Raw genomic sequence first — 26,588 nt, 5'->3', positions numbered from 1 at the left:
CCTACGGGGAAAATCCTCACTTGCACCTGCGGGGTGCAGTTGCTGCTCCAACAGCGGCAGTTTATTCATCTCATCAAGCTGATACGCGAGCTATCAGGCCATCCGCAGACTGGCGCGTTTCTTGCGTGTAACAAATTGTGACTTATCGTTCCCTTTCGTCCAAAGAGGTCTGCGCTATGGAATTGAAATGGTTTGAAGATTTTCTCAGTGTCGCCCGCTGTTACAGTTTTACCCGCGCCGCCAATGAGCGGCATATCACGCAATCGGCGCTTAGTCGGCGCATCCGCCAGCTAGAAGAGTGGCTGGGTGTGCCGCTGTTTGACCGCAAAACCTATCCCGTCACCCTAACGCCGGAAGGCCAAACCTTTCTCGCCACCGCCAGCGAAACGGTATTCTCCATGACGCATCTGCGAAACGATCTGCATCAGCGTTATAGTTCACGCACCGCCGTGCTGCGCTTTGCGATGCTGAATACCCTTTCGCTGACCTTCTTTCCCGACTGGATCCAGCGGCTAAATTTGCAGCCGCACCTCAGCTATATCCGCTTATGTAATCAGAAGCCGAGCTTCGTCGAACACATTTCTACTCTGCACAGCGGTGAAACCGATTTCCTGCTGACCTACGCCAACGATGCAGTTTCCTTAATTCATCAGCTGGCGGCGTACCCGATGATTCAACTGGGCCGCGAGCGCGCTATCGCCGTGTGTCGCCCCGACAGCAGCGGCAAACCGCTCTATCCGGTGCGCGCTGACGGCGGACCAATTCCGTGGCTGAGTTACGGCCAGCACACCTTCTTCGCCCACGCGCTGGCGCAGATGCTGAGTAAACGGCCGCTGCCGCTGGAAGCCGTGTATGAAAACGGCATGTCGGTGAACCTCAAAGCGATGGTGTTGGCCGGCGCGGGTGTGGCCTGGCTGCCGCTGAGTTTGATCCACGAAGAGCTGACCAGCGGCAACCTGGTACGTGCCGATGAAAGCAGTTGGGATATCTCGCTGGCAATTCGGCTTTATCGTCAGCCGGTGCTGCAAAACCCGCAGGCAGAACAGCTGTGGTTGCGCGCTTGCGCCAGCGATACGGCAGACGCCGCCTGACGGCAAACTATGCAATTTTGGAATGGGGAGTGTGAATTGCTCATTGGCCTAACGCTGTTGTTTTCCTCCATGCTGCGAGTTCAGAGAGGCTGCCGCCTCTGGCGATACCTGACCAACCAAGCTGAGGACCATGATGGAAAACAAAGCGTTAGTGTGGAAATGGGTGGAAACGCATCAAGCGGACTTTTGTGATCTGAGCGATCGCGTGTGGGGCATGCCGGAAATCTGTTATACGGAATATCGCTCGGTGGCGGAGCATACCGCGATGCTGAAACAGCAAGGCTTTCGCGTCACGGAGAACGTGGCGGAGATTCCCACCGCCGTGATGGGCGAAGCCGGTGAAGGTGGGCCGATCATCGCGTTTCTTGGCGAATACGATGCGCTGCCGGGCCTGAGCCAGGCAGCCGGTGTTGCGCACTATTCGCCGCTGCCGGGCAACGGTCATGGCCACGGTTGCGGGCATAACCTACTGGGTTCAGCCGCTATGCTGGCAGCAACGGCGTTGAAAGCCTGGCTCGAAGAAACTGGCGTGCCGGGTCGCGTACGCTATTACGGCTGTCCGGCAGAAGAAGGCGGTGCAGCAAAATCCTTTATGGCCCGCGCCGGTGCCTTTGATGGCGTCGATGTTGCTATTACCTGGCATCCAAGCGCGCACCATGAAGTCGCCAAACCGCTGTCATTAGCCAACACGCGGATGGATTTTGCCTTCAGTGGCCGATCGTCACACGCTGCCGCCTCGCCGCATCTCGGGCGCAGCGCGTTGGATGCCGCTGAACTGATGAATGTCGGCGTGCAGTTTTTACGTGAACACGTGCCGCAGGATTCGCGCATTCACTACGCTTTTCTTGATGCCGGCGGCGTCGCGCCTAATGTGGTGCAGGCCAAATCCACCGTGCGCTACGCGATTCGTTCGCGCGATGTGCACACCATGTTTGATCTCAATGAGCGCGTTAAGCGCGTGGCCGCTGGTGCGGCAATGATGACCGATACTCAGGTCGATATCAGCATCATGAGCGCCGTCTCCAATCTGCTCGGCAATCGCCCGCTGGAACAGGCGATGCAGTTCAATCTCGAAGCGCTGGGTCCAGTGCCGTTTGACCAGGCAGACCTCGCCTTTGCCGCTGAAATTCAGGCTACTTTAACCCCCGAAGAGATCGAAAACTGTTACCGCAAAACCGGCGTAAAGCCCGCCAATCCTAAACCACTCAGCGACTACATCATCCCGCTGGATACTCACGGCGAAGTGATGATCGGCTCCACCGATGTCGGCGATGTCAGCTGGGTGATCCCCACCGTGCAGGCACACGTGCCGACCATGGCGATAGGTACGCCCGGCCACTCATGGCAGCTTACCGCGCAGGGCAAAATGCCCGCGGCGCACAAAGCGCTGTCGCATGTCGCCAAAGTGATGGCAGCGACGGCGGTGGATGTGCTGACCGACAAAGTGCTACTGGCGCAGGTGAAAAAAGCACACTTCGAACAGGTGAGCGAGAAACCGTACCACTGCCCGATCCCTGCGGAGGTTAAGCCGCCGATTCAGCCACGTCCGGACAATCTGTAACCACTCAGGAGAGAAGCATGACGATGAAAACACTCACTGCCGCCATCGCGCTGGCAGCAGGTTGCTGCGCCGCTTCGCAGGCCGCCACGCCGCCCGACTCGCTGGTGATGGCATGGAACATTGACGCCATCAGCACCTGGGATCCGGCACAAATTGGTGAAGTGGTTACTAGCGAGATCTACTCCAATACCTGTGACACGCTGGTGGATTTTCGCGTCAGCGATGAAACCCAGCTCGATCCCGGCATGGCGAAAAGCTGGGACGTTTCAGCCGATCGTAAAACCATCACCTTTCATCTGCAGGACAACCTGAAGTTTGCCGACGGCTCACCGGCGACGGCAGGCGATTTAGCCTGGTCGATGCAGCGCGTGGTGAAACTCGGATACGGCAACGCCGCCGCCATCAAGGAGTATGGCTTCAGCAAAGAGAATGTTGATAACCGCATCACCGCGCCGGATGATAAAACGCTGGTGATGAGTTTCGACAAAGCCTATCCCACCAATCTGGTACTGCAGGCAATCGCCGCCAATAACGTCTCATCGCTGCTGGATCGCAAACTGCTTGAGAAGCAAGCGGTGGACAGCGATCTCGGCCACAAATATCTCTCCACCCACACGGCGTGCGTCGGTCCGTATCAATTGGTGCGCTGGAACGCCGGTGAAGGCGTGGTGCTACAAGCCTCACCCAACTACTGGGGCAAAGCGCCGCTGCTGAAGCGCATTCTGATCCGTCACGTCGCCGAAACCGGCACACAGCGTTTGCTGGTGACGCAAGGTGATGTGGATATCGCACGCGATCTGTCGGCAGATGATCTGAAAACGCTGGATGAAGGCGGCAAGGTCAAAGTGGAGAAGGTGCTGAAGCCGCAGCTGTTCTTCTGGACCTACAACAACGAAGACCCGATTTTCAAAAATGAAAAAGTGCGTCTGGCGATGCGTTATCTGATCGATTACGACGGCCTCGGCAACAGCGTGATGCCTTATCTCGGCGTGCCGCGCGCCAGCTTTGTACAGCAAGGTGCCTTTGGCGCGTTGGATGCCAAACAAGGACAGCCCTTCCATCTCGATTTAGACAAAGCCAAACAGCTGCTGACCGAAGCGGGCTATCCCAACGGCTTTAGCGCCTCGGTGCTGTTTGGCACGCTGCCACACTCAGCGCCGATCGCGCAAAGCATCCAGCAAAACGCCGCTAAAATTGGCGTGAAACTCAATCTCGAACGCATGGCGAATGCGCAGCTGTTTAGCCGCGTGCGCGGCCGCGAGTTCCAGAGCGCGATGATGGCGTGGCAAACCTCGGTGCCGGATGCCTACGGCAACGCTTCGCGTCTGGTTTATAACCCGGATAACAGCAAAGAGGCGCGCGCCACGCAGTATCCGAGCTGGCGAGCCGCGTATTTCGACCCGCAGATGAACCAGAAAGTGGAGACCGCGCTGCTGGAGCCGGATGACAGCAAACGCAGCGCGCTGTACGCCGATTTGCAGCAAGAGCAGATGCAGAAAGGCCCGATGGCGATCATGTTCCAGATGTACAACAGCGCGGGCATTAACGCCGTGGTGAAGAACTGGACATGGAACGGTTTCCGCGTTTGGTACGGTGACGCAAGTAAATAATGGAGGTGGCTGATGTCTCAGGTGATCTCACCGCTAGCACAGAACACACCTTCCGCTGGCTGGCGTCTGTTGCGACGCCTTTCTAAGGGCGTTATTTCGATCGGTTGCACGCTGTTGGGGCTGGCCGCACTCACCTTCTTTATTGGCCGTTTGCTGCCGATCGATCCGGTGGTGGCGATCATTGGGGATAACGCCAGCCAGGAAGCGTACGACAAGATGTTCCAGCAGCTCGGCCTCGATCAGCCGCTGTGGCAGCAGTTTGTCGCTTACGTCTGGCAACTGCTGCATCTTGATTTTGGTATCGCGCTCACCACCAGCCATCCGGTGGCACAGGACATCGCCCGTGTGTTTCCCGCCACGCTGGAGCTGGCAACGGTGGCGGCGATTATCGGCGTGGGATTGGGCGTACCGGCGGGCGTGCTCTCCGCCATGTATCACAACACCTGGTTCGATCATCTGATGCGCTTTGTCGGTTTGCTCAGCTACTCCACGCCGCACTTCTGGCTGGGACTAATGGGGTTGCTACTATTTTACGCCACGCTGGGCTGGATTGGCGGTCCAGGACGCATTGATTTCATCTACGAGTTCGATCTGCAACCGGTGACCGGCTTTTGGTTGATTGATAGCGCGCTGAGCGGCAAATGGGAGGTGTTACGCAACGTGTTGGGTCACATCATTCTGCCCGCCTCGATTTTGGGTCTCAGCGCACTCGCCTATATCAGCCGCATGGTGCGCAGCTTCATGCTGGAGCAGCTTTCGCAGGAGTACATCATTACCGCGCGGGTGAAAGGTTTGTCGTGGGCGCGCTGCGTTTGGGTGCATGCGCTGCGCAACATCGCGGTGCCGACCTTGACCGTGGTTGCGCTGTCGTGGGCCTGGCTGCTGGAAGGCGCGGTGCTAACTGAAACGGTGTTCGCCTGGCCCGGTTTTGGCCGCTACCTCACCAATGCGCTGCTGGCCGGCGACATGAATGCGGTGGTTGGCTGCACCTTGCTGATTGGTGCCATCTTCGTTGCCCTCAACCTGCTGTGCGATCTGCTCTATCGCCTGTTTGATCCCCGCACGCGTCAGGAGGAACCATGACCGATTCCGTGAACAAATCCCCGACGCTGCCCGCCTCGCGGAGCTTACGCGCCTGGCTGCGCGATCCGGCACCGCAATCGCCGTTGCAGGCGCAAGTGCAGCTGATGTGGATTCAATGGCGCCGCTTTTGCGCCAATCACTCCGCGCTGTTTGGTCTGCTGGTGTTGCTGGTGATTATCGCTGCCGCGCTGCTGGCACCGTGGATCGTCAGCCACGATATCTACGCACAAAATCTGGCGCTGCGCCTGCAACCCGCCAACGCTGAGCATTGGCTCGGCACGGATGAGCTGGGCCGCGATATCTACAGCCGCCTGCTGTATGGCGCACGCATCACGCTGTATATCGCCGGGCTGACCGCCTTGATTATTACGCCGCTCGGGCTGCTGGTCGGCACCACCGCCGGTTATCTCGGCGGTTGGGTCGATACCGTTCTGATGCGGCTGGTGGATATTTTTCTCGCCTTTCCCAGCCTGATTCTAGCGCTGGCGTTCGTCGCCGCGCTTGGTCCCGGCATCGAGAATGCCATCATCGCGATTTCACTCTCATCGTGGCCGCCGATTGCGCGTCTGGCGCGCGCCGAAACGCTGGCCATCCGCAAAATGGATTACATCGCTGCCGTGCGCTTACAAGGCGCATCGTCGTGGCACATCATCGTGCGCCACATTGTGCCGATGTGTCTGCCTTCCGTGGTGGTGCGCGTCACGCTCAATATGGCGGCGATTATCCTCACTGCCGCCGGACTTGGCTTTCTTGGCCTCGGCGCACAAGCGCCGAGCCCGGAATGGGGCGCGATGCTGGCTTCCGGGCGTGAATTCATGCTTAACAACGGCTGGGTTGCCGCCATTCCCGGTTTAGCCATCCTGTTCACCAGCCTCGCCTTCAACCTGTTGGGTGATGGCCTGCGCGACGTAATGGATATCCGCCATGACTAATTCCCTGCTTCAGGTCAAGAACCTGAATATCGTATTCCGCAGCGCGCATGGCGAGCAGCATGCGGTGCGCGACGTCAGTTTTCAGGTCGGTCGTGAAAAAGTGGCGATCGTCGGCGAATCAGGCTCGGGCAAGTCACAAACCTGCCGCGCGTTGCTGAAGCTGACGCCGAAAATCGGCCACGTCAGCGCCGATCAGATGCAGTTTGGCGATATCGACCTGCTCAGCTGCAGCGAAAAACAGATGCGCGCTATTCGCGGCAATCGCATCTCAATGATCCTGCAGGATCCCCGCTTCTCACTGAACCCGCTGATGCGCATCGGCGATCAGGTGGCGGAAGCCTGGCGGCTGCATCGTCGTGTCAGCAAAGGCGAAGCACGACTGCGGGCGCTGGCGATGCTGGAATCGGTGCATATTCGCGATGTCGAAAGCGTCGCGCAGCGCTATCCGCATGAAATCTCCGGCGGCATGGGACAGCGCGTGATGATTGCTATGATGCTAATCCCGGAGCCTGATTTGATCATTGCCGATGAACCGACGTCGGCGCTGGATGTGACGGTGCGCCAGCAGGTGTTGAGCATTCTCAACGAGCAACTGGCGCGCCGCCAAACCGGGCTGCTGTTTATCAGCCACGACCTCAATCTTGTGTCGCGCTTCTGTGACCGCGTGTTGGTGATGTACGCCGGGCGCATCGTCGAAGAGATCCGCGCCGACCGCCTTGAACAGGCGCAACATCCCTATACGCAAGCGCTATTAGCCAGCCAGCCGCGTCTGCATCAGCCGGTTGAGATGCTGCGCGTGCCGCTGCGTGAAGCCAACTGGCTTCACGGTCCCTGCTACCGCGATGGAGTGGCGCTATGAATATGATCCCAACGTCAGAACGCAGCATCGAACTGGTCGATCTCACCATCGCTTTCGGTAGCGGAACGCGTCGTCGTCAGGTGGTGGATAGCGTGAGTTTTACGCTGGCGTACGGCGAAAGTTACGGCCTGATTGGTGAATCCGGCTGCGGCAAATCGACAATTTTGCGCGCTCTGGCTGGCCTTAATCACGATTATCACGGCCATATTCTGTTCAATAACCGCGAACAGCAGCCACAGCGCGATAAAGCTTTTTATCGCCAGGTGCAGATGGTGTTTCAGGATCCGTATGCCTCACTGCATCCGCGCAAAATGGTATGGGCCAGCCTGCGTGAACCGCTCAAGCTGCACGGATTGGATCGCCATGAGGCGCGCATCAGCGAGGTATTACACGCGGTGGGACTTTCCGATGCCTTCCGTTATCGCTATCCGCATCAGCTCTCTGGCGGACAGCGACAACGCGTGGCGATTGCGCGCGCGTTGATTCTTGAACCCTCGGTGCTGCTGCTGGATGAACCGACGTCGGCGCTGGATGTGTCGGTGCAAGCGGAGATCCTCAACTTACTCAGCAACATGCGCCGCCAGCGAGGGCTGACCTATCTGATGGTAACGCACGATTTAGCCGTAGTTACGCATCTGTGCAGCCGTGTTGGCATCATGCATCACGGCAAACTGCTGGAAGAGCTGAACGCCGACAACGTGCGGCAAGGGCTGACGCAGGAAAACTACACGCGTGAGTTTCTCGCGGCCAGCGAGGCCTGACTATGAGGATTCGTTCATGACACTTATTGAAAAGCTGGCGCAGTGGTGCTTCACGCCGCCCGCCTTCTCGCCTCATGCTCGCCAGCTAGCCTGCGATGCCATTGCCGATACGCTCGGCTGCATGGTCGCGGGGCGCAATGATTTCTCAACCCGCGCGGTGCTGCAAACCTGGCCCGAACACCCACGCACCCGCTCACTGGATGCGCTGTTTAACGCCACCGCCGCGCACGCCATCGATTATGACGACAACTTTGCGCCTGGCATGAGTCACGCCTCGGCGGTGCTGGTGCCCGCACTGCTAGCGGTGGCGCAACAATGCGATGGTGCGCAGCTTGTCCGTGCTTACCTGATTGGCCTGCAGGCACAAGCCTTTGTGGGCGAGTCGATTGGCTATCAGCACTACACCGCCGGCTGGCACGGCACATCCACTGTCGGCTGCATCGGCAGCGCGGCGGGCGTTGCGGCGCTGCTGGGCATGGATACGGCGGGCATTGCGCGCGCACTCAGCATCGCGGTGAGTCTCGCCAGCGGTGTGAAAGGACAGTTCGGCACGCCGCTCAAACCCTTTCATGCCGGAATGGCCGCACGTAGCGCCGTCGATGCCGCGCTGCTGGCGCAAACTGGCATGCAAGGCCGCACTGATATCATTGAATGCGCGCAGGGTTTTGCTGAGTTGTACGCGGGGAAACTCAGTGTGTCCGCGTTGCCTTGTGAGAATGAACACGTTATCGAGCGCATCGGCGTGATGCCGAAAAAGCATCCGTGCTGCGGTTCAACGCATCGCATTCTCGACGCCATTGCCGATTTGCAGCAGCGCCAGACGCTATCACTGGACGAGATCAAAAGCGTGCATTGTCAGGTGGGCATCGCCAACTGGCGCAACCTCGCCTATGCACAGCCGCAGGATGAAATGCAGGCGCGCTTCTCGATGCAATATTGTGTGGCGATGATGCTGGAAAAAGGGGCGCTGAGCGTCACGGACTTTACCGCGCAAAGCGTGCGGGCGCAGACGGATAACGCGCTGATGGCAAGTATCAGCATGTCGCCGTGGACGGCAGAACAGGAAGCGGAAAGCCGCGATTTACCCCACATTCTCACATTGCGCTTTAAAGATGGCCGCGAAATGGTGCATTCACGTCGCCATGCGCGCGGCGCGCACGATGAACCTTTTAGCGCAGCGGAGCGCGAGGCGAAATTTCATGACTGCTGTGCGGATTTGCCCAACGCTGGGAATATCTATCAGCAACTGCTGCAGCTCGAACAACAGCATGATTTGGGGTTTATGCGTGAGTTGATGGTATGAGTTTTTGATATTGGCCGCCATGAATGGCGCCGCTACAACGAGTGCGCATTCATGCGCACCAGGTAAACATAGTCAATTTAGGCATTTGCCTGCGGCCGTCCTTTTCCATAGCTTGAAATCATCAACAGGAGAGGAACCTATGACAGCATCAGCACTACCGGTCGCGATTGTCACCGGCGGCAACAGCGGCATTGGCCTGGAAACCGTGAAGTTATTGGCGGCCGACCATCAGGTTTACGCGATTGGGCGCAATCAGCAAACGTTGCAGGCTTTAGAACAGGTCACCAATGTAATTCCGGTTGCACTGGATATCACAGATTTTGCCGCCGTGGCCGCGTTCACCGCCACATTAAATCGGGTTGATGTACTGGTGCATTCGGCGGCGATCTCGATTCTCAGCACTACCTTCTCCGCCACGCCAGAACTGTGGCAACAGCACCTGAACATTAATGTCATTGCGCCTGCAGAACTCACGCGCTTAACCTTGCCCGCCCTGCGCGCCTCACAGGGCAAAGTGGTGTTTATCAACTCCGGCTCCGGGACGCTGGCGTTAGCGGGACACGTCATTTACTCCGCCTCCAAATTTGCCCTTACCGCGCTGGCGCATGCGCTGCGTAGCGAAGAGAGCGAACATGGCGTGCGGGTCGCGACAGTCGCGCCCGGCCCAACCGATACGCCGATGAATCAAGCCTCGCGTGCCCGCGCGGGTAACCATGCGCCGATCAATCCGCAGGAGTATCTCGATGCGAGTTCGGTGGCGCGCGCCGTGCGGTTTATTGTGGATAGTCCGGAAGATACGCAGATTGCAGATATTGTGATTCGTCCACGCCGCGATAAAGCCAGGCGCTGATTCAGCAGTGAAAAATCCATAACGCGAGGCTGCCTTACGGCGGCCTTTTTCTTTTTTACGTTTTTTTAGCAATATTCTCACTGCTCATTCGTCTACCTCATCACCAGCAGTTATCCGTTAATGTCATGAGGACAAAACAATGAGAGATTTTGATATGCACAGACACGGTCATCGGGAGCATTTTGGCGGTCATCGCCTGGCGAAACCGCTGCTGATGGGCGCGGTGATTATCGCCGCGCTGGGCTTGTTGGTGATGTCGCTGTGGAATGCGTTGCTGCCGGGCATCATCGGTGTGAAAAGCATCGGTTTCTGGCAGGCGCTGGGCTTGCTGGCGTTGTGCCGCATCTTGTTTGGCGGTTTGGGATTCCGTCCGGGCATGTTCGGCATGGCGCGTCGCCGCATGCACGAACGTTGGATGCAGATGACGCCAGAACAGCGCGAAGAGTTTATGCAGCATCGCCGCAATCGCTTTGGTCATCGTGGTCATCACGATCGCTGCGACTGGCATGGTCGTTATGATGAGCGAGGTGAAACGCGTCCGCAGCCAGAGAATAATCCGCCCAAATCCAGCGACGCCGGGTAAGCGTGATGGCGCAGGATTCACTGCTGATGTCGGCAATCACCGCCTGCCGCACTAAGTTAAATGCGTTCATTCGCGGGCGAACTGACGAAATAACCGGATGACCCGATTGCCTGGCAATCGGGCATCATTTACCACCACTTTTTCTCTTGCTGCGGCTGCAAAAATTGCACGCCCTGCCCGAGTTGGGGCATCGACACATTAATCTGCTGTTCCTGTGCCAGCGTCACGATTTGATTAAGCGGATCATTCCATGCATGAAACGCTAAATCGAAAGCGGCATTGTGAATCGGAAACAGCCATTTCGCGTTGAGGTCGATAAAGGCTTTGATGGTGTCTTGTGGCAGCATATGAATATCGGCCCAGCGACGGTCATAAGCGCCGTTTTCCAGAAAGGCCATATCGAACGGACCGAATTTATTACCGATCTGTTTGAAACCATCGAAATAACCGGAATCCCCGCCATAGAACAGGCGGAAATCATCGCTGATAATGCTCCATGAGCACCACAGCCGCTTATTACTGTCGAACATGCCACGGCCAGAAAAATGCTGCGATGGCGTGGCGACAAAATGAATACCGCCGATATTCTTTGATTCCCACCAATCCAGCTGGGTGATTTTTTCCGGCGCAACGCCCCAGGATATCAGTAAATCACCGACACCCAGCGGCGTCAGGAAATAGCACACGCGATCTTTGAGCTGCAAAATGGTGTGATAATCCAGATGATCGTAATGATCATGCGAAAGAATGACCCCTTCGATGGGCGGCAAATCTTCAAGCGCAATCGGCGCAGGCTGGAAGCGTTTCGGGCCAAACCACTTAAAGGGTGAGGCGCGCTGCGTAAATACCGGATCGGTCAGCCAGTATTTGCCCTGCATTTTAAATAGCAATGATGAGTGGCCAAGGCGAAATACGCTGTTATCCGCCGCAGCCGCAAGTTGCTGCGCGTCGAGTTTGATGAGCGGCAGCGCAGATTCAGGTGCGGTATTTTTCGGTTTGTTAAAGGCAAAATCCCAGAATAGTTTGGCGAACTCAGTTAATCCTAACTGCTGGCGTGGGATCTTATTGTTAAACCTTTTGCCATCAAACTGAGCGGATTGCGGATAGCGTTTTATATTGCAGCGACAAATGCTCGAACTATTCAACATTGATCTTTTACCTCTCATCCCGGGTCCTTCAGAATAGTCACTTTTACGGCAACGCACATCGCATATTGGGCGGTTGATGACTTCGCTAACGCCGAGAGTTAAATTAACGCTTTTGCTTGATTTTATGAGGGAAAATGAAACGTTTATTTGTTTACGGTACGCTCCAGCCCGGCCATTCAAATGCGCATGTTCTGGAAAACATCGGTGGCGAATGGCTGGCGGGAACGGTTTCTGGCACCTTTTATGAGCGCGGCTGGGGCGCAGCAGCAGATTTCCCCGGCATTGTGTTGCAGGAAAACGGCCCACGCGTGCCGGGTTATCTGTTTATCTCAGAGAAACTTGAACCGCATTGGCCGATGCTCGATGAGTTTGAAGATGGCTACGATCGCGTGGAAGTTGATGTCACCACCAGCAATGGCGAGCTGATCACGGCGTGGATTTATCAGTTGCAGCCGCAACTTTAACTTCACAATGCCAGTATTTACGCCCGATTTCCTCTTCCACCCCCAATGCGGTGCAACGTCCTCAATACAATCTGTAATGATCTGCGCACGCCCTGATTTCGGCTTCTAGAATGAATCTCAAATAGACGAGAGGAATTCATGATGATCAAAGTCTGCACCGCCTGCGGCACATCTTACGATGAGCAACAGAGTCAAATCGAACACTGCAAAATATGTGAAGATGAACGACAGTTTGTGCCGGCCAGCGGGCAAAAATGGACTCCACTGCATAGCCTGCAAGCCACACACTGCAATAAATGGCAGCAGCATGCTGCCAACGTGTTCAGTCTGCAAACCGTGCCCAGCTTTGCTATTAATCAACGCGCGTTTCTGCTGCAAACGCCGCACGGCAATATTTTGTGGGATTGCATCGCTAATTTCGATGATGCCACCAAAGCGATTGTTACCGCGCTCGGTGGTATTCACGCCATCGCTATATCGCATCCGCACTATTACAGCACCATGCAGGATTGGGCAGCGGCATTCGACGCGCCGATCTATCTGCATGCTAACGATAGTCAATGGATTATGCGCGACAGCCCGCATATTCATCTTTGGCAAAATGACGAGCTGGAAATTGTGCCGGAAGTGAAACTGGTCCGCCTTGGCGGGCATTTTGCTGGCGGATGCGTATTGCATTGGACGCACGATGACGGCGTGCTGTTGAGTGGCGATATCGTGCAAGTCACGCCTGGCGCGGATGCGGTGTCATTTATGTGGAGCTATCCAAATATGCTGCCGTTACCGGCGGCGGCAGTCAGCGATATTATGCGTCGGCTGGCGGCGCTAAAATTTTCGCGCTTATACGGCGCGTTCGAGCATCGCCAAATTCTCACTGACGCGCAGCGGATCGTGATGCAGTCGGGCGAGAAATATATTGCCTGCTTGCAGAAGTCTCTCTCCTGAACGAATTGTAAGCAAACGCGCCGTGGATGGATGTACAGACGTCTAAACATCCATTATAGTCCGTTCCCTACGTTTAAAGGGAATCCGCGTAATGAAGAAAATTTTACTCACGACGCTGCTGGCTGCATCCGTGGCGCTGCTTAGTGGCTGCAACAAAGACGATGAAAATCAAATCAAAGTGGCCATTAATACCGGACCAGACCAGGCGCTGTGGGATACCGTGAAGCAAGTGGCGCACGACAAATATCAGCTGGATGTCGATGTGGTGGCCTTCAATGATTATGTGCAGCCGAATGAAGCGCTGTTCAACAAAGATGTCGATGCCAACGCCTTCCAGAGCCTGCCTTATCTGGAGATGCAATCCAAAGAGCGCGGCTACCACTTCGCCGTGGTCACCAACACCTTCGTGTTCCCGATTGCAGGCTACTCGCGCAAGATTAAATCGCTGAAAGCGTTGCCTGACGGCGCCACCGTGACCCTCTCCAACGAAGCCACCACGCTCGGCCGCAGCCTGCTGCTGTTGCAGGCGCAGGGCTTGATCAAAGTGAAACCCGAAGCGGGCTTGCTGCCAACCACGCTGGATATCACCGACAATCCGAAGAAGCTGAAAATTGTTGAGGTGGATACGCCGCAGCTGGCGCGTACGCTGGACGATCCGCAGGTTTATCTTTCGATCATCAACAACAACTTCGCCGCGCTGGTTAATCTCTCTGCCTCGCGTGACGGCATGTTTATGGAAGGCAAAGCCTCGCCTTATGTGAATGCGATTGTGGCGCGTGAAGATAATAAAGACAGCGCCAACGTGCAGAAGCTGAAACAAGCCTTCCAGTCACAGGAAGTGCTGGATAAAGCCAACGAGATCTACAAAGGCGATATTATTAAAGGCTGGTAATTCGGCGAAAACTGCGCAGATATTAACTGCGCAGTTTCAGCTTATTTAAAATCGACCTCCATCAGCTCCGCAATAGTTGCATTACGCGTTGAAGCGACACAATGATGCAAATAGTCAGTAAACTTTGACGATGGCGGCATACCCAGCTCCAGCAATTTTTCATTGCTAAACACCACATTCAGTTTTGAAAAATGTCCATACAGATTCATGGCGCGTAATAAGATGCGTTCATTACAGGGACCAAACAGGGTAGAAAATGAGCTCCTGCTCGCTGCCAGTTCACGGTAATTCACTTTCTGATACGTTTCGGCCACCGCAACGTGTCCCGAGGCTTGTGCCATCGCCCGATCAATCTCGGCAAACGTGACGCTGCTATTTTCGCCCGCTGAAATATGAATAATCGTTTTCTCCACGTTGGGAGCCGTCAATAACAACTCCAGCGCATCGGCACAGTAATCGACCGGCACCACATCGATACGGTCATTCAGCTCACACATAAATTTGCCTAACGTGAGCACCATGCGAAATACCCAAAAAATGCTTGGGGACGGCGCACAGCCACAGTCCGAATGCCCCACCACAATGGATGGTCGCGCGATGACTAAGGGCAGATTAGGTAACATCTCGCTCATCATTCTTTCAACCGTCGCTTTACTCCACGTATATTCCACAACGTGTTGTTCGCGCAGCGTATTCAACTCACTTTCCACCACCAGCGAATTGGCTTCGGGCGCACACGACATAGCGGTACCGACATGCACAAAGCGCTTGAGCCCTTTCACCCGCGCCATACGACTGGCAAATGCGAAGGTGCCTTCTACATTGACTTTCCAGATGAGGGGATTCGCGCCAAAAGAGGCGACAGCGGCGCAGTTAAGCACATGCGTAACCTTGGTCAAGCGCGCATCGTCAATAAACCGTTCCGGCTCAGCAAGATCGCCTATTAAGATGTTCTCGTGGGTGAGCCTGTTTAATTGACCGGCTTCAACGCCAAATTTAATCAGGTTTTCCTTAATTCGCTCTAATCCTGCAGCTTGACTATTAGCCCGCACTAATAAAAGTAGTCGGTAATGATCACTTTTCTTGAGCAGATTAACCGCGACCGCACCGCCCAAAAATCCAGTTGCACCCGTTATGAGTACTGTATTCATATTTTTTAACCCACCGGTTCGTTACAGGAAAAACTGTGCATTTAGCTGGCTAGAATCTATGCTCGCGTGGGTAAATGATGAATAAATGCCCTGTGCTTTCCTGCGGGTAAAACCGCTCCAGTGAGCATTGGTTTATATATGTTCAAATGTGATATTTGGGCCTCAGTGCGCAGTCAAATATTCCACTACGCTCAGCGTGAAAAATGAGCGCGATATAAAAATGGTGTAAAAATATCGGCGTTACGCGTAAAAATGCTGTACGTAAATTCGCCTGCCACTGTTCGCTTCGATCGCAAACAGGTATGTTCGCCCTCATTAGCCTCAACCCTGATAAACCACAGGAAATCTATGAGTCAAAGTGAAAAACAGTCCTTGCCTGCTGGCATGCTGGCGGCCGCGGGGATCGTGTTTGGGGATATCGGCACCAGCCCGCTTTATACCCTTAAAGAGTGCCTCTCCATTTTGCCTAATGGCGCCGTCTCCACCACCGCAGTGATGGGATTTTTGTCGCTGATTTTCTGGGCGCTGACGCTGATCGTGACGCTGAAATACGTCTGCTTTGTGATGCGCGCCGATCATGATGGCGAAGGCGGCGTATTAACGCTGATGTCGCTGGCACGCCAGCATGTTGGGCCGAAAGCCTCGCACATCATTGTGTTAGCGGGCTTGATTGGCGGCGCGTTCTTCTACGGCGATGGCGTGATCACACCGGCGATTTCGGTGCTGTCGGCGATCGAAGGTATCGAAGTGGTGTCACCTGAGCTGGATAAATATGTGGTGCCGCTGGCAGTGGCGATTCTCACGCTACTGTTTATGATTCAAAAACACGGCACCGAGAAGGTCAGTAAGGTTTTTGGCCCGGTGATGTTTGTCTGGTTTGTGTCGATTGCCCTGTTAGGCATTCGCGGCATCCTGCTTAATCCTGAAGTGCTTTACGCGCTGAATCCCTCCTATGCGCTGACGTTCCTGCTTAGCCACAAAGCGCTGTCGTTTGCCGCGCTGGGCATGGTGGTGCTGGCGGTGACCGGCGCGGAGGCGCTGTACGCCGATATGGGACATCTGGGCAAAGCGCCGATTCGCATGGCCTGGCTGGTGATCGCCATGCCCGCGCTGGTGCTCAACTACTTTGGGCAGGGCGCGCTGGTCATTGCCGATGCGCAGGCTCTCAATAATCCGTTCTTTAATCTCGCGCCGGGTTGGGGACAGATCCCACTGATTGTGCTGTCAACGCTGGCCACGGTGATCGCCGCGCAGTCGGTGATTACCGGCGTGTATACGCTGACGCATCAGGCGATCCGTCAGGGATTTCTGCCGCCGATGCGCATCATCTTCACCTCGCACACGGAATCCGGTCAGATCTATATTCCGGTGGTGAACTGGCTGCTGTTTGTCGCGGTGACGGTGATTGTGCTGGCGTTCCGACAATCTTCGGCGCTCTCTTCGGCGTACGGCATTGTGGTGACCGGCACAATGGTGATCACCGCTTGTCTGGCGGGCGTGGTAGCGCTGCGTAACTGGAAGTGGCCGCTGCCGGTGGCGCTGGTTTTCCTGCTGTGTATGTTAAGCATAGATGTGCCGCTGTTCAGCGCCAACCTGATGAAACTGCTGTCCGGTGGTTGGGTGCCGGTGCTGCTGGCGCTGAGCATGATGGGATTGATGCTCATTTGGAGCAGCGAGCGTAATCGCCTAATCCGCAAGTTGAATAACGATCCTGAGAGCCTGCAGGCGCTGGTGCGATCGCTGGAAACCCATCCGCCCAGTCGTGTGCCGGGCACCGCAATCTTCCTCTCACGTAAAGAGCATGAGATTCCGCAGGCGCTGTTACATAACCTTAAACACAACCGCGTGCTGCATAAACGTGTGGTGCTGCTGCATATTCGCACTACCGATATCCCGCGCGTCTATAACCAGAAGCGTCTGAGCATCACTCAATTGTCGCCAACGTTCTGGCAGGTGACCGCCGCTTACGGCTGGCGCGAGACGCCATCGATGGCCGAGATCCTGCATTTGTGCGGGTTGGAAGGATTGGGTTGTACCGTCAATGAAGCCTCGTTCTTTACCTCGCACGACACGCTGGTGATGAAGAAGAGAAAAGGTTTGATGCGCATTAAAGGCGGTATTTTCCACTTCTGCCAGCGCAATGCGCAGCGCGCACATGAGCAATTCAATATCCCGCCGAATCGAGTCATTGAATTGGGCGGGCAGCGCGAATTTTAATCTGCCGATGACATAAAGCGCAGGGATTGTAGCGGCGCAGTTCATTGCGCGATAAATCGCGCCGCTACGATCAGGCTTTATATTCAACTTCCTGTCGACTGTTAGGGTTAACACACCAAATGTAACCAGATGCAAAAATAGTCGCGTAAGGTTGAATGAGTTGTGGCTGAATCTTTCTTAACATCTAATTAGCAATTAAAGCTAAAACGCTTAACCTGAAAAGGTGTTTATTAACTTCACCGGCCATCATCACTCGCCGTAAACATTTAGGGTGTCAGCACATTACCAACAATTGAAAGATTCGTAGCTGCGGCCATTGGCTCAGTTATTATTTGCGAGGAGTATCGCCATGAAACAATTAATTAATGACGTAATATCAATTTTCACACCGCAATCCGTTAAACCGGTTTTAATTCGCGGCGATTTAACCCATCGCGAGCTTTCATCGATTCATCCGGTAGGCTTTACTTCGGTGAGCTGGGCGACTTCAATGGAAGAGCTGAATGACGCCTTTGTGCAGAAAGCCGTTGCTGCCGGTGCGGTGGGTTATCACATCACCGAAGTGGAATCCCACGAACCGGCGCACGATGGTCAGCACGTCATGGCCGCCACTGCCACCCTTTATCACATCAATAGCAAAGTGGCTTATGGCTAATGTTAATACCCGTCATACTTCAAGTTGCAGGAGCGTTGGCCGCGCATGTTCACCCCAGTCACTTACTAATGTAAGCTCCTGGGATTCACATACTTGCCGCCTTCCTGCAACTCGAATTATTTAGGGTATTTATAATTTACCCTTCATCATCGGCAGGCTTTTTTCTGCAAAATAGTCGACAAGAAAATCAATAAACACTTTAATGCGCGGCGATTCAGAAGCACGCTGGGTGTAAACCGCCCAGATATTCGCTTCCTGATACCATTGCGGTAATACGTGCAGCAATTGGTTTTCGCGTAAATACGGCGCCACATCCCACACAGAACGCAACGCAATCCCGTGCGATTTTAATGTCCAATTCAGAATCACTTTTCCGCTGTTCGATGAGTAATGGCTATTCAGGCGACAAACTATTTTATTTTCGCCGTCGGTTAACGTCCAATGCCCAAAGGTATTATTATTTTCATTAATAATAAGACAGCTGTGATCGATTAAATCATCCAGCGTCTCCAGCGGACGTGACCGGGCTAAATAATCTGCAGTAGCACAAAGAATGCGCCGATTGGCGGCTAATTTTCGTGCAATGTAGGCGTGATTCACATCATCACCCACCCGAATATCGACGTCAGTGCCTGACTGCAATAAATCAATATCGCGATCGCTGAGCATCAATTTGATGTTCAGTGACGGATGACGCGTCATAAATTCGGCAATCGCATCGGACAAATAATCCTGGCCAAAGCCAAATGAACAGGCCACAGTCAGATCGCCGGTTAATTCGCCGCGCCACTGCTGAAAGTTATTCAGGAAGGAATCCATTTCGTGCACCACTTGCAACGCACCTTCCAACGCCTTTTCACCTTCTGGCGTCAGGCGCATTACGCGGTTGGTGCGGAAAAACAGCCGGGTTTCCAGCTGCTTTTCGAGGATGGCAATACGCTTGCTGATATAGGATGGCGACTGGCCGAGCTCAATCGCAGCGCGGCCAAAACCTTCATAGCGCGCTACGCTGATAAAGACATACAGATCTTCGACGGACGGCCAACCCTGAAGCGGCTTCTGATAACTTTTTCCGGCAAGCAGTATTTTCATCACCACCACGGCGTTAGCGAAATTTAGCCGGTTATAACACAGAATCCAGAAAGCACTGAAGCTGACTTAAAAACAGTTCAGGCACTTCCTCATGCGGTGAATGACCGCAAGGTAATGCGTTGCCCTGAATATTGCGCGCTTTGTCCCGCCAGGTTTCCACCACGTTATATAACTGGCCAACCGTGCCCTTTTCTCCCCATAACAACAGGAGCGGCGCCTCAATGCGTTTATCGCTGTCCTGCGCATCATCGTCTAAATCAATCGTCGCCGCGGCGCGATAATCTTCGCACACCGCGTGAATCATCTCTTTATTTTGATAACAGCGCAGGTAATCGTTGAAGATGACCTCCTCGGTGGCGCCCGGCGTTTTTAATTGCCCATCAATGTGTTTACGCAGGAATAATGCCGGATCGTGGCCGATCAGGGTTTCAGGTAATGGATAAGGTTGAATCAGGAAAAACCACCAGAAATAGCGCGTGGCAAACGCTTTGTTGGTTAAGGCGTACATGGTCGCGGTCGGCGCAATATCCACAAACACGCAGCAGGAAAGTTTTTCCGGATGATCAAGCGCCAGCCGATGGCCCACGCGCGCACCGCGATCGTGCCCGACAAATGCCACGCGCTCTAATCCCAACGCCTCGATTAACAGGCTGATATCCTGCGCCATCACCCGTTTCGAGTAAGCGCGATGCGCCTCATCACTCGGCGGCTTGTCGCTGTCGCCGTAACCGCGCAGATCCGGCAGGATTACGCGATACTGCTGCGCCAGCTGCGGTGCAATTTTGCGCCACGCCAGATGATTTTGCGGATGTCCGTGCAGCATCAGCAGTGGCGGACCTTCGCCGCCCATCGCAACGCGCAGCGTCACGCCGTTCGCCAGACGCACATCGCTCAGCGTAAAGCCGCTGATAAAGGGTGAATCACCGCGTGGCGTAATCTCACTCATGCTGGTGCATCCTGTTGGATTTGATCGCGTTTTAGCCACGGACGCTGGGCAAAATGCTGCGCTTCAAACTGGGTGATATCGGATTCGTACTGTAACGTCCAGTCCACCGCGCTGCCGCCGCCCAATAACATCTCGCGTTTCAACGCACTAACTGAAAAGGCAATGCGTTGATTATTGAAGAGGATTGCCTGTTGTTCCAGCGACACGGTAATGCGATTACTGGCGGCATCGTTCGCTACCGCGCTCAGGCGCTGATAATCCTCTTCGCTTAACGTCAGCGTCAAAACGCCATTGCGCTGGCAGTTATCGTCGAAGATGCCGGCAAAGCTGGTACCGATAATGGCGCGGATACCAAGCTGATTGAGTCCCCACACCGCATGTTCGCGGCTGGAGCCGCAGCCGAAATTGGCGCCCACCAGTAAGAAGGCGGCGTTTTCCCAACCGGCTTGATTAAGAATGAAAGCGGGATTTGGGCGGCCGTCGGGCAGGAAGCGCAGGTCGAAGAACACACCGCGATCCAAATTCTTACGATCGATGCCTTTGAGAAACTGCTTTGGCATGATCACATCGGTATCAATATTGGCCGCCGGTAGTGGCGCCAGCGTGCCCGTCATGTTGTTAAATGCTTCCATCTCAAACCTCTGCAGTCATGAATTTGCGGACATCAACCAGATGGCCGGCAATCGCGGCGGCGGCGACCATCGCCGGGCTCATTAAGTGCGTGCGCGCACCCGCGCCCTGGCGGCCAGGGAAATTGCGGTTGGTGCCGGACGCACAGCGATCGCCGGGCGCTAACACATCTTCGTTCATCGCCAGGCACATCGAGCAGCCCGATTGACGCCATTCGAAACCGGCGTTGACGAATATCGCGGCTAAACCTTCCGCTTCTGCCTGCTGACGCACCTGCGTCGATCCCGGCACGATAATGCCGCGTACGTGCGGCGCGATTTTGTGTCCGTCGATAATCGCAGCGGCAGCGCGCAGATCTTCAATGCGCCCGTTGGTACAGGAACCAATAAAGGCATGCGTGATGGCGATCTCCGCTAACGGCGTGCCGGGTTCCAGCCCCATATATTGCAGCGCGCTCCGCAGCGTCTGCTGTTTCACCACATCTGTTTCCTGCGCCGGGTCGGGCACGTGGCCGGTAATGGCACTGGCTTGGTCCGGGCTGATTCCCCATGTCACTTTGGGTTCAAGATCGCTGCAGTCGATAGCGATGCGGCTGTCGAAATGCGCGTCCGCATCGCTGCGTAAATCGCGCCACTCCGCAACGGCCTGCTGCCACAGCTCGCCGGTCGGCATTTGCGGTTTGCCGGCGATATAGGCAAACACTTTTTCATCCGGCGCGATAATCGCACCGCGCGCACCGGCTTCCACTGCCATGTTGCACAGCGTCATGCGCCCTTCCATGCTCAGCGCTTCGATGGCAACACCGGCAAATTCAATGGCAAATCCGGTCGCGCCTGATGCGCCAATCTGCTCGATCAGCGCCATGATGATGTCCTTCGCCGAACACCCAAACGGCAGCTCACCGCTCAACGTCACCAACATGGTTTTTAGGGTGCGATAAATCAGGGTTTGCGTCGCCAGCAGGTGCTCGATTTCCGAGGTGCCGATGCCGAAACCGAGCGCGCCAAACGCGCCGTAAGTGGTGGTATGGCTGTCGCCTGCGGCAATCACCATACCGGGCATTACCAGGCCTTGCTCGTGTGCGACGACGTGTTCGATGCCTTGACGCGGGTCAAGCACATCGAACAGTTCGATGCCAAAATGCGCGGCGTTCTGGCGAAAGTAATCGACTTGTAACTGTCCACCCGCGTCGGTCATCGCCTCATCACGCTCGGGGCGCGTCGGGTTAACGTGATCGACATTCAGCAAAATGGTGCCCGGATTGCGCACAAGACGCTGGTGATCGCGCAGGCCGCTAAACGCCTGCGGGCTGGTGTATTCATTGAGAATCGAACGATCGATATAGAGCAGCACATGCCCTTCATCATCTAACTTACGAACCACATGCTGATCGATCAGTTTTTCATACAGTGTTTTGTTAGCCATGCCGTTGCCCACGCGAAAAGTAAAACAAGTCATTAGAGATGTTAGGGTAAATCAGTTTGTGCGCGGGGAACGAACACGCTTCGTGAAGTGATGTTTTATGAAATGTGCAGTAGGTAAGTTGGTCGCCATGAATGGCAGAACATCGCGCACGCATTGTAGCGGCGCAATTGATTGCGCGATGAATCGCGCCGCTACGCAATGTGCGTAAAATAGCAGGAGTTTTATTTGACCTAAGTCGCGTCTACCGATATAAAGAATAACCGCGCAGCTTAAGCGGTTTATCTCCGATTAATTCCCCCTTCTGCTTATATTTCACGCTATTTTCTTTTTTGTAAGTTAATTAATTAACACCAATACTTTATTAACTAAAAACAAGTTAATCATTCCGTAACAATCTCTTAATGTGCAAACCGAATTTTTAACGTTCACCTGCATTGCATAATAAGTAGGACTGGAATGACTCACACCAAAAAGATCGTGTCTGCCCTATCGCTGGCAGCGCTGCTTGTCTCTTCAGCGGTTCGCGCTGAAGACGCACCAGAAAAAACTGACGTTCTGCTGATTGGCGGCGGCATCATGAGCGCCTCGCTTGGCACCTGGCTGCAAGAGCTGCAACCGGGCTGGAAACAGCTGATGGTTGAGAAGCTGGACGGCGTCGCGCTGGAATCGTCCAACGGCTGGAACAATGCCGGTACGGGTCACTCTGCTAACATGGAGCTGAACTACACGCCCGAGCGTGCAGACGGTTCAATCGACGTTAGCAAAGCGCTGGAAATTAACGAATCCTTCATGATTTCGCGCCAGTTCTGGACGTCGCAGGTGCAGCGCGGTGTGTTGCATGATCCGCACTCCTTCATTAACTCGACGCCGCACATGAGCTTCGTCTGGGGCGACAAAAACGTCGAGTACCTGACGAAGCGTTACGATGCGCTGCAGAAAACCACCCTGTTCCAGGGCATGAAATTCTCTACCGATCATCAGCAGATCCAGCAATGGGCACCGCTGGTGATGGAAGGTCGTGACCCGAACCAGAAAGTTGCGGCAACCTGGACGCCAGTCGGCACCGATGTAAACTACGGTGAAATCACCCGTCAGCTGATCGGTAGCCTGAAGAAAGATCAGAACTTCAAGCTGGAAACCTCGTCAGAAGTCACTGATTTCAAGCGTAACGGCGATAACTCGTGGCACGTCACTATTAAAGATGTGAAGAGCGGCGATAAGCGTTCAGTTGATGCGAAATACGTGTTCATCGGTGCAGGCGGCGGCGCGATTAAGCTGCTGCAGAAAACCGGCATTCCGGAAGCAGATAACTACGGCGGCTTCCCGGTCGGCGGTTCGTTCCTGATGACCGAGAACCCAGAGATCGCTAATCGTCACCTGGAAAAAGTATACGGTCAGGCTTCTGTGGGTGCGCCACCGATGTCGGTTCCACACATCGATTCACGTACCCTCGACGGTAAGAAAGTGGTGCTGTTTGGTCCTTTCGCTACCTTCTCCACCAAGTACCTGAAAAACGGTTCGCTGTTCGATCTGCTGAGCGCGACCACCACCAGCAACATTATGCCGATGACGCATGTGGGCATCGACAACTTCGATCTGGTGAAATACCTGATTGGTCAGGTGATGCTGAATGACGACGACCGTTTTGCTGCGCTGAAAGAGTACTATCCGAACGCGCGTAAAGAGGACTGGAAACTGATTCAGGCGGGTCAACGTGTGCAGATCATCAAGAAAGATGCCGAAAAAGGTGGCTTGCTGAAACTGGGTACCGAAATCGTGACCGATCAGCAGAAAACCCTGGCGGCACTGTTGGGCGCGTCACCGGGCGCATCGACTGCTGCACCAATCACCCTCGACGTGATGAAGAAGCTGTTCCCAGAGCAGTTCGCTTCGCCAGAGTGGCAGCAGAAGATCCGCGCTATCGTGCCAAGCTTCGGTCAGAAGCTGAACGGCAACACCGCGCTGACGCAGCAAGTTTGGGACAACACCGCAGCGACGCTGCTGTTGACCAAGCCGCCGGTCATCAACATGGGTGATCAAACGGTTGCGCCAACGCAGGCTAAGCCGCGTACCGAATCAGGCAAACAGGATATGGCGCTGTAATTCCCGCCAGAAGTGAATCAAGCCGGACACTGTCCGGCTTTTTTATTGTCTTTTGTAAGGGCCGAATTAATGGCGACCTCACGAATATTTTTACGACTTTTTATAATCGGTGTAGGCGTTTTGTAAAACCACATGGTCGGCAATATATTTGGCATCGTGCCATACGCCATAAATAAACGATGATGCGCGATTCACCAGATTGGGCAAACCAAGGAAGTAAATACCCCGTTCGGCGGAAATACCGCGTTTATGGAACGGCGCACCATTGGCATCAAAGGCATCCACTTTCAGCCAACTAAAATCAAATTTAAAACCGGTGGCCCAGATAATGCTGGTAATACCTGCGGCCTGTAGATCCAGTTTTGATAATGGATTAATTAAACATTCTGGATCTGGCAATAATTCCCATGCTTGCGGTTCGGGCGGTAAGTTCAGGCCATTACGTTCAATATAGGCATCGGCATCACGCAGTACGTCGAAATACGCTTTGTCGCCTTCAGCAATATTGTCCATTATACCCTCAGCAAAGCTCAGCACGCCGTTATCCCAGGTTTTAGTGATCCCCACCAACGTAATGCCCAAGTGCGCCAGTCGGCGAAAATCGACCGTTTTGCCACCTTCATAACCACTCACGGCAAAAGCAACGTGCTGTTTCTTCGGCTTGATTTTGACTTCATCCCATAAGCCCAGCGCGCCCAGCCACCAGCAATAATCGCGGTCACGATAGGAGCGTGGCGGACGATAATGTTCGCCGATGGAGAGCGTCACTTCACGGCCAGATTTACGCAACTCTTCCGCAATTTGTGAGCCTGAAGCACCAGCGCCCACCACCAGCACGCCGCCCTGCGGCAGCTGCTGCGGATTTTTATACGCCGATGAATGGATCTGATGCAGCGCAGCGCTTTCCGGCACGATCTGCGGAAAAGCGGGTTTCTGGAAAGGACCGGTTGCCGCCACCACATTGTCAGCTTCAAATTCACCGGCCGACGTCAGTATCTTAAAACCGCTACGTTCTGGTAGACGCTCAACCGAATGGACTTCCACGCCGGTGCGCACCGGCGCATCGAGCATTTTTACGTAGTCTTCGAAATATTGCGCCATCCGCTCTTTCGGTGGGAACGCTTCCTGGGAAATATTATCGAATTTCATTGAAGGAAAACGATCGTGCCAGGCTGGGCCATTGGCCACCAATGAATCCCAACGTTCTGAACGCCAGCGTTCAGCAATACGGCTACGCTCTAACACCACATGTGGCACGCCCATTAACGACAGATGTTCACTCATCGCAATACCTGCCTGACCCGCTCCGACCACCACGGTATTAATTTTTTCTACTGACATGTGAGATCCCTAAAGATGATCGACCCCGATCTTTTCATGGAAAAGAGTAATCAGGTGCCGGATGACTACTATTCAGATTAATAAATGCTGTGCTATTCAATAAGCACAGCATTCCGTGCGAATACATTAATGCCCTGCTTCGACGTTCAATATTCTCCCCAAGCCTAAAAACTTATTCGCGATAATTAACATCGTCGCCGTTACGGCAATATAAATAACCGACAGTGCAGCCAGCGTTGGGTCGGCAAATTCACGCACATAGTTGTACATTGCCACCGGCAAGGTCTGCGTCGCTTGCGTGGTAATAAACAGCGAAGCGGTAAATTCGTTGAAGGAGAGAATTGCGGCAAATAACCATCCGCCAAACAAGCCTGGTAAAATCAACGGCACGGTTATGGTCCATACCACACGCAACGGCGAAGCGCCGAGGCTTGCAGCCGCCATTTCAATACGTTGCTCAAGGTTTTTCAGCGACACATACACGCTGCGCAGCACAAACGGCAGTACCAGCACAACATGGCAGAAGATCACCAGTGAATAACCGCGTCCAATGCCCAACTGCGAGACCAGCATCAGTAAGCCGAGGCCAATGGTGAAGTGCGGAATAAACAGCGGTGACAACAGCACGCCTTCCAGCACCTGTTTACAGGGGAAAGTGTAACGTTCAATGGCAATCGCCAGCGTGGCGCCAATAATTACCGCCAGCGTTGAGGCCCATGCCGTCACAATCAAACCTGAATAGAAGCCGTGGCGGAAGTCATCGTAGTTCACAGCACGCTCAAACCAACGCAGCGACCAGCCTTTCGGTGGGAAGAACAGCACCGAGGTGCTGCTGAAGGAAGAGATCAACACCACAATGGTTGGCAGCAACACGAACAACAAAATCGCAATCACCAGCGAGCGTCCCGCCAGGGTAATCAGTTTGTCGTTGAGGGATCGGGTCATT

Annotated in this window: 24 protein-coding genes; 16 read left to right on the top strand and 8 right to left on the bottom strand. The window is 54.5% G+C overall.

The annotated features are described in order from the left end of the window. Window positions 1–176: 176 nt before the first annotated feature. The 10 genes from ACYAC5_RS21655 (at window position 177) to ACYAC5_RS21610 (ending at window position 10,633) form a co-directional block, all read left to right on the top strand. Window positions 177–1,091, top strand: a complete 915-nt coding sequence (locus ACYAC5_RS21655; protein WP_192234817.1) for a LysR family transcriptional regulator — start codon at window positions 177–179, stop codon at window positions 1,089–1,091. Window positions 1,092–1,224: 133 nt separating this feature from the next. Further along, window positions 1,225–2,652, top strand: coding sequence for a M20 family metallopeptidase (locus tag ACYAC5_RS21650; RefSeq protein ID WP_192413480.1), 1,428 nt, complete (start codon window positions 1,225–1,227; stop codon window positions 2,650–2,652). 17 nt (window positions 2,653–2,669) lie between these two features. Beyond that, window positions 2,670–4,262 (top strand): ABC transporter substrate-binding protein, encoded by a 1,593-nt coding sequence (locus ACYAC5_RS21645; RefSeq protein WP_192413035.1) that lies wholly within the window; start codon window positions 2,670–2,672, stop codon window positions 4,260–4,262. Window positions 4,263–4,274: 12 nt separating this feature from the next. Beyond that, on the top strand, window positions 4,275–5,345 hold the full coding sequence (locus tag ACYAC5_RS21640; protein ID WP_462063412.1) for an ABC transporter permease: 1,071 nt from the start codon (window positions 4,275–4,277) through the stop codon (window positions 5,343–5,345). Then, window positions 5,342–6,277, top strand: coding sequence for an ABC transporter permease (locus tag ACYAC5_RS21635; RefSeq protein ID WP_192234811.1), 936 nt, complete (start codon window positions 5,342–5,344; stop codon window positions 6,275–6,277). The genes ACYAC5_RS21640 and ACYAC5_RS21635 overlap by 4 nt, the downstream gene beginning before the upstream one ends. Then, window positions 6,270–7,136 carry an ABC transporter ATP-binding protein gene (locus ACYAC5_RS21630; RefSeq protein ID WP_192234809.1) on the top strand — a complete coding sequence of 289 codons (867 nt, stop codon included), beginning with the start codon at window positions 6,270–6,272 and terminating at the stop codon, window positions 7,134–7,136. The genes ACYAC5_RS21635 and ACYAC5_RS21630 overlap by 8 nt, the downstream gene beginning before the upstream one ends. Further along, window positions 7,133–7,897 (top strand): ABC transporter ATP-binding protein, encoded by a 765-nt coding sequence (locus tag ACYAC5_RS21625; RefSeq protein WP_309837546.1) that lies wholly within the window; start codon window positions 7,133–7,135, stop codon window positions 7,895–7,897. Before ACYAC5_RS21630 ends, ACYAC5_RS21625 begins: the two co-directional genes overlap by 4 nt. Before the next feature lie 16 nt (window positions 7,898–7,913). Beyond that, on the top strand, window positions 7,914–9,200 hold the full coding sequence (locus ACYAC5_RS21620) for an MmgE/PrpD family protein (protein WP_309837544.1): 1,287 nt from the start codon (window positions 7,914–7,916) through the stop codon (window positions 9,198–9,200). 139 nt (window positions 9,201–9,339) lie between these two features. Next, on the top strand, window positions 9,340–10,050 hold the full coding sequence (locus ACYAC5_RS21615; RefSeq protein WP_309837542.1) for an SDR family oxidoreductase: 711 nt from the start codon (window positions 9,340–9,342) through the stop codon (window positions 10,048–10,050). A 139-nt stretch (window positions 10,051–10,189) separates the two neighbouring features. Next, a complete protein-coding gene (locus tag ACYAC5_RS21610) occupies window positions 10,190–10,633 on the top strand; it encodes a hypothetical protein (RefSeq protein ID WP_309837541.1) in 444 nt (147 codons plus the stop codon). Window positions 10,634–10,761: 128 nt separating this feature from the next. Here the strand turns inward: ACYAC5_RS21610 and ACYAC5_RS21605 are convergent, their stop codons facing one another. Next, window positions 10,762–11,781: an MBL fold metallo-hydrolase gene (locus ACYAC5_RS21605; protein ID WP_192413045.1), complete on the bottom strand. Its 1,020-nt coding sequence runs from the start codon at window positions 11,779–11,781 to the stop codon at window positions 10,762–10,764. Between the two features lie 134 nt (window positions 11,782–11,915). Between ACYAC5_RS21605 and ACYAC5_RS21600 the strand changes: the two genes are divergently transcribed. The 3 genes from ACYAC5_RS21600 (at window position 11,916) to ACYAC5_RS21590 (ending at window position 14,082) form a co-directional block, all read left to right on the top strand. Further along, the gene (locus tag ACYAC5_RS21600; protein WP_192413047.1) at window positions 11,916–12,245 is read left to right on the top strand and encodes a gamma-glutamylcyclotransferase family protein; all 330 of its coding nucleotides are present in this window, start codon (window positions 11,916–11,918) and stop codon (window positions 12,243–12,245) included. A 141-nt stretch (window positions 12,246–12,386) separates the two neighbouring features. Beyond that, window positions 12,387–13,190: an MBL fold metallo-hydrolase gene (locus ACYAC5_RS21595; RefSeq protein WP_192413481.1), complete on the top strand. Its 804-nt coding sequence runs from the start codon at window positions 12,387–12,389 to the stop codon at window positions 13,188–13,190. Between the two features lie 91 nt (window positions 13,191–13,281). Continuing rightward, window positions 13,282–14,082, top strand: a complete 801-nt coding sequence (locus tag ACYAC5_RS21590; RefSeq protein WP_101761535.1) for a MetQ/NlpA family ABC transporter substrate-binding protein — start codon at window positions 13,282–13,284, stop codon at window positions 14,080–14,082. A 41-nt stretch (window positions 14,083–14,123) separates the two neighbouring features. On the opposite strand, the gene ACYAC5_RS21585 is transcribed toward ACYAC5_RS21590, so the two are convergent. Then, window positions 14,124–15,233, bottom strand: coding sequence for an SDR family oxidoreductase (locus ACYAC5_RS21585; RefSeq protein WP_277975000.1), 1,110 nt, complete (start codon window positions 15,231–15,233; stop codon window positions 14,124–14,126). 348 nt (window positions 15,234–15,581) lie between these two features. Between ACYAC5_RS21585 and kup the strand changes: the two genes are divergently transcribed. Both kup and ACYAC5_RS21575 read left to right on the top strand, forming a co-directional pair. Continuing rightward, on the top strand, window positions 15,582–17,450 hold the full coding sequence (kup, locus tag ACYAC5_RS21580) for a low affinity potassium transporter Kup (RefSeq protein ID WP_137387352.1): 1,869 nt from the start codon (window positions 15,582–15,584) through the stop codon (window positions 17,448–17,450). Window positions 17,451–17,799: 349 nt separating this feature from the next. After that, entirely contained in the window at window positions 17,800–18,105 is a 306-nt protein-coding gene (locus ACYAC5_RS21575; RefSeq protein WP_101761538.1) for a YdgH/BhsA/McbA family protein, read from the top strand. 129 nt (window positions 18,106–18,234) lie between these two features. Here ACYAC5_RS21575 and ACYAC5_RS21570 read toward each other — a convergent pair whose 3' ends face one another. The 4 genes from ACYAC5_RS21570 to leuC are packed head-to-tail and all read right to left on the bottom strand — an operon-like array spanning window position 18,235 to window position 22,198. Beyond that, window positions 18,235–19,197: a LysR substrate-binding domain-containing protein gene (locus tag ACYAC5_RS21570; protein WP_462063411.1), complete on the bottom strand. Its 963-nt coding sequence runs from the start codon at window positions 19,195–19,197 to the stop codon at window positions 18,235–18,237. Window positions 19,198–19,228: 31 nt separating this feature from the next. Next, the gene (locus ACYAC5_RS21565; protein ID WP_462063410.1) at window positions 19,229–20,143 is read right to left on the bottom strand and encodes an alpha/beta fold hydrolase; all 915 of its coding nucleotides are present in this window, start codon (window positions 20,141–20,143) and stop codon (window positions 19,229–19,231) included. Then, the gene (leuD, locus tag ACYAC5_RS21560) at window positions 20,140–20,775 is read right to left on the bottom strand and encodes a 3-isopropylmalate dehydratase small subunit (protein ID WP_462063409.1); all 636 of its coding nucleotides are present in this window, start codon (window positions 20,773–20,775) and stop codon (window positions 20,140–20,142) included. Before leuD ends, ACYAC5_RS21565 begins: the two co-directional genes overlap by 4 nt. A gap of 1 nt (window position 20,776) precedes the next feature. Further along, window positions 20,777–22,198 (bottom strand): 3-isopropylmalate dehydratase large subunit, encoded by a 1,422-nt coding sequence (gene leuC / locus ACYAC5_RS21555; protein WP_462063408.1) that lies wholly within the window; start codon window positions 22,196–22,198, stop codon window positions 20,777–20,779. 456 nt (window positions 22,199–22,654) lie between these two features. On the opposite strand from leuC, the gene mqo reads away from it, so the two are divergent. Continuing rightward, window positions 22,655–24,301 carry a malate dehydrogenase (quinone) gene (gene mqo, locus ACYAC5_RS21550; protein ID WP_110866851.1) on the top strand — a complete coding sequence of 549 codons (1,647 nt, stop codon included), beginning with the start codon at window positions 22,655–22,657 and terminating at the stop codon, window positions 24,299–24,301. A gap of 90 nt (window positions 24,302–24,391) precedes the next feature. Here the strand turns inward: mqo and ACYAC5_RS21545 are convergent, their stop codons facing one another. Next, window positions 24,392–25,642: a flavin-containing monooxygenase gene (locus tag ACYAC5_RS21545; protein ID WP_462063407.1), complete on the bottom strand. Its 1,251-nt coding sequence runs from the start codon at window positions 25,640–25,642 to the stop codon at window positions 24,392–24,394. A gap of 126 nt (window positions 25,643–25,768) precedes the next feature. Continuing rightward, complete coding sequence (locus ACYAC5_RS21540) at window positions 25,769–26,587, bottom strand: ABC transporter permease (RefSeq protein WP_192234783.1); 819 nt, start codon at window positions 26,585–26,587, stop codon at window positions 25,769–25,771. Between the last annotated feature and the right edge of the window lies 1 nt (window position 26,588).

Source organism: Pantoea sp. y20, from assembly GCF_054903455.1.
The sequence above is the reverse complement of the archived record's forward strand: the minus strand, read 5'-3'. Positions and strand labels throughout refer to the sequence as shown.

Coding starts and splice junctions, on each gene's coding strand:
- ACYAC5_RS21655 (WP_192234817.1), top strand. CDS start 177: ATGGAATTGAAATGGTTTGAAGATTTTCTCAGTGTCGCCCGCTGTTAC.
- ACYAC5_RS21650 (WP_192413480.1), top strand. CDS start 1,225: ATGGAAAACAAAGCGTTAGTGTGGAAATGGGTGGAAACGCATCAAGCG.
- ACYAC5_RS21645 (WP_192413035.1), top strand. CDS start 2,670: ATGACGATGAAAACACTCACTGCCGCCATCGCGCTGGCAGCAGGTTGC.
- ACYAC5_RS21640 (WP_462063412.1), top strand. CDS start 4,275: ATGTCTCAGGTGATCTCACCGCTAGCACAGAACACACCTTCCGCTGGC.
- ACYAC5_RS21635 (WP_192234811.1), top strand. CDS start 5,342: ATGACCGATTCCGTGAACAAATCCCCGACGCTGCCCGCCTCGCGGAGC.
- ACYAC5_RS21630 (WP_192234809.1), top strand. CDS start 6,270: ATGACTAATTCCCTGCTTCAGGTCAAGAACCTGAATATCGTATTCCGC.
- ACYAC5_RS21625 (WP_309837546.1), top strand. CDS start 7,133: ATGAATATGATCCCAACGTCAGAACGCAGCATCGAACTGGTCGATCTC.
- ACYAC5_RS21620 (WP_309837544.1), top strand. CDS start 7,914: ATGACACTTATTGAAAAGCTGGCGCAGTGGTGCTTCACGCCGCCCGCC.
- ACYAC5_RS21615 (WP_309837542.1), top strand. CDS start 9,340: ATGACAGCATCAGCACTACCGGTCGCGATTGTCACCGGCGGCAACAGC.
- ACYAC5_RS21610 (WP_309837541.1), top strand. CDS start 10,190: ATGAGAGATTTTGATATGCACAGACACGGTCATCGGGAGCATTTTGGC.
- ACYAC5_RS21605 (WP_192413045.1), bottom strand. CDS start 11,781: ATGTTGAATAGTTCGAGCATTTGTCGCTGCAATATAAAACGCTATCCG.
- ACYAC5_RS21600 (WP_192413047.1), top strand. CDS start 11,916: ATGAAACGTTTATTTGTTTACGGTACGCTCCAGCCCGGCCATTCAAAT.
- ACYAC5_RS21595 (WP_192413481.1), top strand. CDS start 12,387: ATGATCAAAGTCTGCACCGCCTGCGGCACATCTTACGATGAGCAACAG.
- ACYAC5_RS21590 (WP_101761535.1), top strand. CDS start 13,282: ATGAAGAAAATTTTACTCACGACGCTGCTGGCTGCATCCGTGGCGCTG.
- ACYAC5_RS21585 (WP_277975000.1), bottom strand. CDS start 15,233: ATGAATACAGTACTCATAACGGGTGCAACTGGATTTTTGGGCGGTGCG.
- kup (WP_137387352.1), top strand. CDS start 15,582: ATGAGTCAAAGTGAAAAACAGTCCTTGCCTGCTGGCATGCTGGCGGCC.
- ACYAC5_RS21575 (WP_101761538.1), top strand. CDS start 17,800: ATGAAACAATTAATTAATGACGTAATATCAATTTTCACACCGCAATCC.
- ACYAC5_RS21570 (WP_462063411.1), bottom strand. CDS start 19,197: ATGAAAATACTGCTTGCCGGAAAAAGTTATCAGAAGCCGCTTCAGGGT.
- ACYAC5_RS21565 (WP_462063410.1), bottom strand. CDS start 20,143: ATGAGTGAGATTACGCCACGCGGTGATTCACCCTTTATCAGCGGCTTT.
- leuD (WP_462063409.1), bottom strand. CDS start 20,775: ATGGAAGCATTTAACAACATGACGGGCACGCTGGCGCCACTACCGGCG.
- leuC (WP_462063408.1), bottom strand. CDS start 22,198: ATGGCTAACAAAACACTGTATGAAAAACTGATCGATCAGCATGTGGTT.
- mqo (WP_110866851.1), top strand. CDS start 22,655: ATGACTCACACCAAAAAGATCGTGTCTGCCCTATCGCTGGCAGCGCTG.
- ACYAC5_RS21545 (WP_462063407.1), bottom strand. CDS start 25,642: ATGTCAGTAGAAAAAATTAATACCGTGGTGGTCGGAGCGGGTCAGGCA.
- ACYAC5_RS21540 (WP_192234783.1), bottom strand. CDS start 26,587: ATGACCCGATCCCTCAACGACAAACTGATTACCCTGGCGGGACGCTCG.